Here is a 936-nt window from a genome sequence, read left to right on the forward strand (position 1 = left end):
TCGGCCAGCTATTCGCGCCTGATCCAGATCGCCTATGCCGCCAGCACGTCGGTAACCAACGTGACCGATGTCACACTTTCAGGCGGCACGGTGGACCTGGCCGCCATAACCGGAACGGCCTACCGGGCAGGGACGGTGAGCTTTGGCTGATGTAACGCAGAACGGCTTCGCGCTGCGCATCCGCGCGCTGCTGCCCACCGGCTGGTTCCCGGCGGCTCCCGGAACAGGCGAGACGGAACAGGCCCCGGTGCTCAACGCGCTATTGCAGGGCTTTGGCAGCGTGTTTGCGTGGGTGTGGGGCCTGCTGGCCAGCACGACGGACCAGACCCGCCTCGCCACCATGACTGGCGCGTTCCTTGACATGTTCGCCGCCGACTTTTTCGGCACCACGCTCACCCGCGCCACGGGCGAGAGCGACGACGCCTTCCGCATCCGCATCAAGGAGGCGCTGTTCCCCTCGCTCGGCACCCGGCCGGACGTGGTGAACGTGATTGCCGATGAAGTAGGTACTACAGGCCGCGTAATCGAACCGCGCAATGCGACAGACTGCAAGGGGCTGGGCACGCTGGCCAGCCCGGCCATTGGCGGTGGCTACGGTTATGGCGTGGCCGCCCTGCGCTATGGCTCGCGTGGCGTGCCCTTCCAGCTTTTTGCCCAGTTGCCCACCGGCGACACCAACCCGCCCGCAACACAGACCCTGACCCGCATCGCCGCCGTCATGCCCGCGGGCACGATTGCATGGGTGCAGGACGTGGAGACCCTTGACTGATGGACAGACAGATCGTCTACCCCGCGCAGATCCCGCTCGATAGCGACCTGCTCAACGCCCAGCGCAACGCCTTTGTGGGCCTCGGCCACCTTGCGGGTATGGCTTACGGCGAGAATACCGTATCCGCTGGCGGCTTTGCCTGCACGCCGGGCGCCGGGCTTACTGTC

General features: G+C 66.3%; 1 protein-coding gene. It reads left to right on the forward strand.

The genetic code is table 11. From position 1 onward, the window contains the following. The first annotated feature begins 142 nt into the window (after window positions 1-142). Window positions 143-769, forward strand: a complete 627-nt coding sequence (locus tag CDI09_RS17390; protein ID WP_078523882.1) for a hypothetical protein — start codon at window positions 143-145, stop codon at window positions 767-769. Window positions 770-936 lie beyond the last annotated feature (167 nt).

Source organism: Komagataeibacter nataicola, assembly GCF_003207795.1.
GTDB lineage: Bacteria > Pseudomonadota > Alphaproteobacteria > Acetobacterales > Acetobacteraceae > Komagataeibacter > Komagataeibacter nataicola.